Genomic DNA, 5,531 nt, shown 5'->3' on the forward strand with positions numbered 1-5,531 from the left:
AGGCGAACAACACCCCGTACGGACTCTCGGCGGGTGTCTGGACCGAGAAGGGCTCGCGCATCCTCTCCATGGCACAGCAGCTGCGTGCCGGTGTCGTGTGGGCCAACACCTTCAACAAGTTCGACCCCGCCAGCCCGTTCGGCGGCTACCAGGAGTCCGGCTACGGCCGCGAGGGCGGCAAGCACGGACTCGCCGCGTACCTGAAGGGACAGTCCGCATGAGCCGGGTCGAGGTGCGCAAGACGCACAAGCTGTACATCGGCGGCGCGTTCCCCCGCTCCGAGTCGGGCCGCACGTTCGAGGCGCTCGACTCCAAGGGCCGGTTCCTGGCCAACATGGCCAAGGCGTCGCGCAAGGACGCCCGCGATGCCGTGCGCGCGGCCCGCTCGGCCTTCAGTGGCTGGTCGGCACGGACGCCCTACAACCGCGGGCAGGTCATCTACCGCGTCGCCGAGGTGATGGAGGGACGTCGCGACCAGCTCGTGTTCCAGCTGCGTGAAGCCGAAGGCAGCACGGCCAAGAAGGCCGACGCACACGTCGACGCGGCCATCGACCGGGTGGTCTGGTACGCAGGCTGGGCCGACAAGTACGCGCAGGTGCTCGGCAACGCCAACCCGGTGTCCGGCCCGTTCTTCAACCTGTCCTCCCCCGAGCCCACCGGTGTGGTCGCCGTCGTGGCTCCGCATGACCCGCTGCTCGGGCTGGTCAGCACCGTGCTGCCGGCGATCACCACCGGCAACACTGTCGTCGTCGTGGCGAGCGAGCAGTACCCCATCCCCGCCATCACCCTGGCCGAGATCATGGCCACGTCAGATCTCCCCGGCGGGGTCGTCAATCTGCTCACCGGCAGCCCCGCCGAGATCGCCCCCTGGCTCGCCACCCACCTCGACGTCGACGCCCTCGACCTCACCGGCATCGACGATGCAGAGCTGGCCCGCTCCCTGGAGTCCGACGCCGCCGAGGACCTCAAGCGCGTCCGGCGTCCCGGCGAGGAGGACTGGGTCACCGAGCCCACGCTCGATCGTTTGCAGTCGTGGGTCGAGATCAAGACCGTCTGGCACCCGATCGGCATCTGAGCGAACTTTTCTGCCAAGGTGCGTCGTATCGGGGGCCTCTTCTTCGTGGACAGGGTGAGAGGCACCCAACCGGGAGCCCACAACAAGGAGAAGACGACATGACGCAGTACCTTCTTTCCCTGCCGCACAACACCGCGGAGTCGCCGACCATGGAGTCCATGGACCCCGAGGAGCTCCAGAAGGCCCAGGAGGCGGTCGGTGGATTCATGGAGCGGCTCCAGTCCGAAGGCGCCTGGGTGTTCGCCGGCGGCCTCCACCCGCCAGCGACGGCGACCACGGTCGACAACCGGGGCGACGAGCCGATCCTCACCGACGGCCCGTTCGTCGAGGCCAAGGAGTACCTCGGCGGCTTCTGGGTCATCGAGGCTCCCGACCTCGACGCCGCGCTGGAGTGGGCCAAGGACGTCTCCAAGGCGCTCGGTGACCGGATCGAGGTCCGCGCGTTCCAGGAACCGCCGGCCGAGTAGCGGCCCCACTTCATCAAGCCCGCTCGCGCCTAGCCCTTCAGTGCCGCGTAGGTGGGCTTGATGACGTCGTTGATGAGCGTGAGTCGCTCGTCGAAGGGCAGGAACGCGCTCTTCATGGCGTTGACGGTGAACCAACGCAGGTCGTCGAGGCCGTAGCCGAACGCGTCGACGAGGAGGGTCATCTCGCGGCCCATCGAGGTGTTGCTCATGAGGCGGTTGTCGCAGTTGACGGTGACCCGGAAGCCGAGGTTCTTGAGCATGCCGATCGGGTGGTCGGCGATGGACGTCATGCCGGGCACCGCGTGGGTCTGCAGGTTGGAGGACGGGCACATCTCGAGCGGGATGCGGCAGTCGCGGACGTATGCGGCCAGCCGCCCGAGCACTGGGTGCGACGGGTCGGACAGATCGATGTCGTCGACGATGCGGACGCCGTGTCCGAGCCGGTCGGCGCCGCAGCGCTGGATGGCCTGCCAGATGGACGGCAGTCCGAAGGCTTCGCCGGCGTGAATGGTGAAGTGGGAGTTCTCGCGACGGAGGTACTCGAAGGCCTCGAGGTGCAGGATTGGCGGGAAGCCGTCCTCGGCGCCGGCGATGTCGAAACCGAACACGCCACGGTCACGGTACTCGACGACCATCTCGGCGATCTCCATGCCGCGCTTCGCGTGTCGCATGGCCGTGAGCAGCTGGCCGACGACGATCGGGTGACCCTGCTCGGCCGCGAGCTCACAGCCCTCGTCGATGCCGGCCTGCACGGCCTCGACGGTGTCGCGCAGCGTCAGTCCGGCCGACAGGTGCTGCTCGGGGGCCCACCGCAGCTCGGCGTAGACGCAGCCGTCGGTGGCGAGGTCGAGCACCGACTCCCGCGCGACGCGGGCGAGGTCCTGGGGGCGCTGCATGACGGCGACCGTGTGCACGAACGTCTCCAGGTAGCGCTCGAGTGAGCCGGACGATGACGCGTCGGTGAACCACGCGCCCAGGGTGTCGGCATGGTTGACCGGCAGCTCGTGCCCGATCTCGTCCGCGATCTCGGCCACCGTGGCCGCGCGCACCCCGCCGTCGAGGTGCTCGTGCAGCGCGACCTTGGGCGCCCGGGCGACCTGCTCAGGAGTGGCGCTCATCCGGCGTCCATGAGCAGCGTGACCGTCTCGGCCACGCATGCCGGCTTGTCGGCCCCCTTGATCTCGATGGTGTGCTGCAGGGTGATCTGCTGGCCCTTTTCGAGGTCCTTGACGTCGATCATCTCGACGCGGTTGCGCACCTTGGAGCCGACGACGACCGGAGAGACGAAGCGCACCTTGTTGAGCCCGTAGTTGATGCGGGCGACGTCGCCGGCGAAGGCGTACACCTGGGCTCCGAGGAACGGCAGCATGGACAACGTGAGATAGCCGTGGGCGACGGTCGCGCCGAACGGTCCTTCTGCCGCACGTTCAGGATCGACGTGAATCCATTGCCGGTCGCCGGTGGCGTCGGCGAACAGGTCGATGCGCTCCTGCGTCACCTGAACCCATTCACTGACCCCCAGCTCCTTGCCGGCGGCGGAGGCGATCTCTTTTCGGTTGTTCAGCACGCGCATGTGCTCCAACCTAGCCAATGCGGTCCAGCACGATGGAGCCCGCCACATGGTCCCCGCCTGGCCCCCCGGGCTCGACGTCGAACGCCCCGTCCAGCGCCTCCATGGCCCGCTCGAATCGGGCCGGCTCGTCGGTGTGAAGGGTCATCAGCGGCGCACCCGCGGCCACCGCGTCGCCGGGTTTGGCGTGCAGCACCACACCGGCGCCGGCCTGCACGTCCTCGCCGGGTCGTGCGCGTCCCGCGCCGAGACGCCATGCAGCGACGCCGACACCGAAGGCGTCCAGCCTGGTCAGCGTTCCGCCGCTCGAAGCGGTGACCACGTGGGACTCCCGCCCCTCCGGCAGGGCCGCGTCGGGGTCGCCGCCCTGGGCCGCGATCATCCGGCGCCAGACGTCCATGGCGCGTCCGTCGGCGAGCGCATCGGCCGGATCGACGTCGGGCTTGCCAGCGGCCGCCAGCATCTCCCGGGCCAGCGCGAGGGTGAGCTCGACGACGTCGCTGGGCCCTCCCCCGGCCAGCACCTCGACGGACTCCGCGACCTCGATCGCGTTGCCGGCCGTGCGGCCGAGCGGCGTGGACATGTCGGTGAGCAGCGCGACGGTGTTGACCCCGGCGTCGGTACCGAGCACGACCATCGTCTCGGCGAGCTCGCGGGCGTCCGTCTCCGATTTCATGAAGGCGCCCGAGCCGACCTTGACGTCGAGCACGAGGGCGTCGGTTCCCTCGGCGATCTTCTTGCTCATGATCGAGCTGGCGATCAACGGAATGGCCTCCACGGTGCCGGTGACGTCGCGCAGCGCGTAGAGCTTCTTGTCGGCGGGGGCGAGGCCACTGCCGGCGGCGCAGATGACCGCCCCGACGTCGTCCAGCTGCGCCATCATCGCATCAATCGAGAGCGACGCGTTCCACCCTGGGATCGACTCGAGCTTGTCGAGCGTGCCGCCGGTGTGGCCCAGTCCGCGGCCGGACAGCTGCGGCACCGCCACGCCACAGGCGGCGACTAGCGGCGCGAGTGGCAGGGTGATCTTGTCGCCGACGCCACCGGTGGAGTGCTTGTCGGCCGTCGGCCGAGACAGCCCGGAGAAGTCCATCCGCTCGCCGCTCGCGATCATCGCGTGCGTCCAGCGGGCGATCTCGTCGTGGTCCATGCCGTTGAGCAGGATGGCCATCGCCAGCGCCGACATCTGCTCGGGCGCCACGACATGGCGGGTATAGGCGTCGATCACCCAGTCGATCTGCTCGTCGCTCAGTCGCTTGCGGTCGCGCTTGGTGGCGATGACGTGAGGAGCATCAAAGGGTTCGTTCACGTGAGGGTCACCTCGATCTTCTCGAATCCTCGCAGTACCCAGGTCGGCCGCCGTGGTGCGGGCGAGGCGAGGGTGATCTTCGGCCAGCGTTCGAGCAGTCGGCGGAACGCGATCTCGAGCTCGAGCCTCGCCAACGGCGCGCCAAGGCAGAAGTGAAGCCCCATCCCGAAGCCGACGTGCGGGTTCGGGTCGCGTCCGACGTCGAGCGCATCGGCACGCGCGAAGACCGTCTCGTCCCGGTTGGCCGACCCCATCAGGCATGCGACGGTCTGACCGGCGCGAACGGTGATGCCGCCGACGTCCACATCGGACGTGGCGCCGCGCTCGAACAGCTGCAGCGGCGCGTCGTAGCGGATCAGCTCCTCGAGCGCCGTGCCCATCGGAACCCGGCCCGCGGTGATGCGTTCGAGCTGTTCGGGATGGGTGAGCAGCGCGTGCAGGCCGTTGCCGAACGCGTTGACCGACGCCTCGTGACCGGCGTTGAGCAACAGCACGACGGATGCGACGAGCTCGTCGTCGCTCAGCCGCGCACTCCCGTCGCGCTCGGTGAGGAGGTCGCTGATGAGGTCGTCGTCGGGATGGGCGCGCCGGTCCTCGACCACGCCGCGCACGTATTCGGAGAACGCCACGCTCGCGTCGACCGCCTCGCGTCGCACGTCGTCGCCGACGTCCTGCTCGTACATGTGCACGATCGCCTGCGACCACGCCCGCAGCTGAACATGGTCGGCGCCCGGCACACCGAGAAGGTCGGCGATGACGTAGACCGGCAGCGGCTCGGCGTACTGGCTCAGCAGATCGACGGGCCGGGACGGGTCGAGGTCGTCCAGCATCTGTTTGACGAGGGCGTCGATGCGTGGACGCATGCGCTCGACGTGGCCGCGGCCGAATGCCGAGGAGACCAGCTTCCTGAGCCTGGCGTGAGTCTGATCTTCGCTCTCCATCATCTGGTGGCGGTGCAGCGCGTTGAACGGAGCCATCTCGTCGGCGGGTTCCCAGTCGCTCCAGAGCCGGCCGAAGGCGCGATCGCGGAGCACACGCGTGACGGCGTCGTGGGTGGTGGCGAGCCAGCGGTCGCTCTGCTCGTGCCACAGCATCGGGCCGGCCTTCCGG

General features: G+C 69.0%; 7 protein-coding genes. 3 read left to right on the forward strand and 4 right to left on the reverse strand.

The annotated features are described in order from the left end of the window. The 3 genes from ACRDPN_RS05330 to ACRDPN_RS05340 form a co-directional block, all read left to right on the forward strand. Positions 1–221 (forward strand): aldehyde dehydrogenase family protein (locus ACRDPN_RS05330; protein WP_431446333.1); only part of this gene is annotated, 221 nt, incomplete at its 5' end. Continuing rightward, a complete protein-coding gene (locus ACRDPN_RS05335) occupies positions 218–1,075 on the forward strand; it encodes an aldehyde dehydrogenase family protein (RefSeq protein ID WP_431446334.1) in 858 nt (285 codons plus the stop codon). The genes ACRDPN_RS05330 and ACRDPN_RS05335, both read left to right, overlap by 4 nt. A gap of 98 nt (positions 1,076–1,173) precedes the next feature. Further along, entirely contained in the window at positions 1,174–1,542 is a 369-nt protein-coding gene (locus ACRDPN_RS05340) for a YciI family protein (protein WP_431446335.1), read from the forward strand. A gap of 29 nt (positions 1,543–1,571) precedes the next feature. Here ACRDPN_RS05340 and ACRDPN_RS05345 read toward each other — a convergent pair whose 3' ends face one another. The 4 genes from ACRDPN_RS05345 to ACRDPN_RS05360 all read right to left on the reverse strand — a co-directional run. Next, complete coding sequence (locus tag ACRDPN_RS05345; protein ID WP_431446336.1) at positions 1,572–2,660, reverse strand: adenosine deaminase; 1,089 nt, start codon at positions 2,658–2,660, stop codon at positions 1,572–1,574. Further along, on the reverse strand, positions 2,657–3,115 hold the full coding sequence (locus tag ACRDPN_RS05350) for a MaoC family dehydratase (protein ID WP_431446337.1): 459 nt from the start codon (positions 3,113–3,115) through the stop codon (positions 2,657–2,659). The genes ACRDPN_RS05345 and ACRDPN_RS05350 overlap by 4 nt, the downstream gene beginning before the upstream one ends. 10 nt (positions 3,116–3,125) lie before the next feature. Then, positions 3,126–4,421 carry a thymidine phosphorylase gene (locus tag ACRDPN_RS05355; protein ID WP_431446338.1) on the reverse strand — a complete coding sequence of 432 codons (1,296 nt, stop codon included), beginning with the start codon at positions 4,419–4,421 and terminating at the stop codon, positions 3,126–3,128. Further along, positions 4,418–5,531: cytochrome P450 (locus ACRDPN_RS05360; protein WP_431446339.1), on the reverse strand; the 1,114-nt coding region annotated here is incomplete at its 5' end. The genes ACRDPN_RS05355 and ACRDPN_RS05360, both read right to left, overlap by 4 nt.

The sequence above is a fragment of the Aeromicrobium sp. genome (genome assembly GCF_050700635.1).
Taxonomy (GTDB): domain Bacteria; phylum Actinomycetota; class Actinomycetes; order Propionibacteriales; family Nocardioidaceae; genus Aeromicrobium.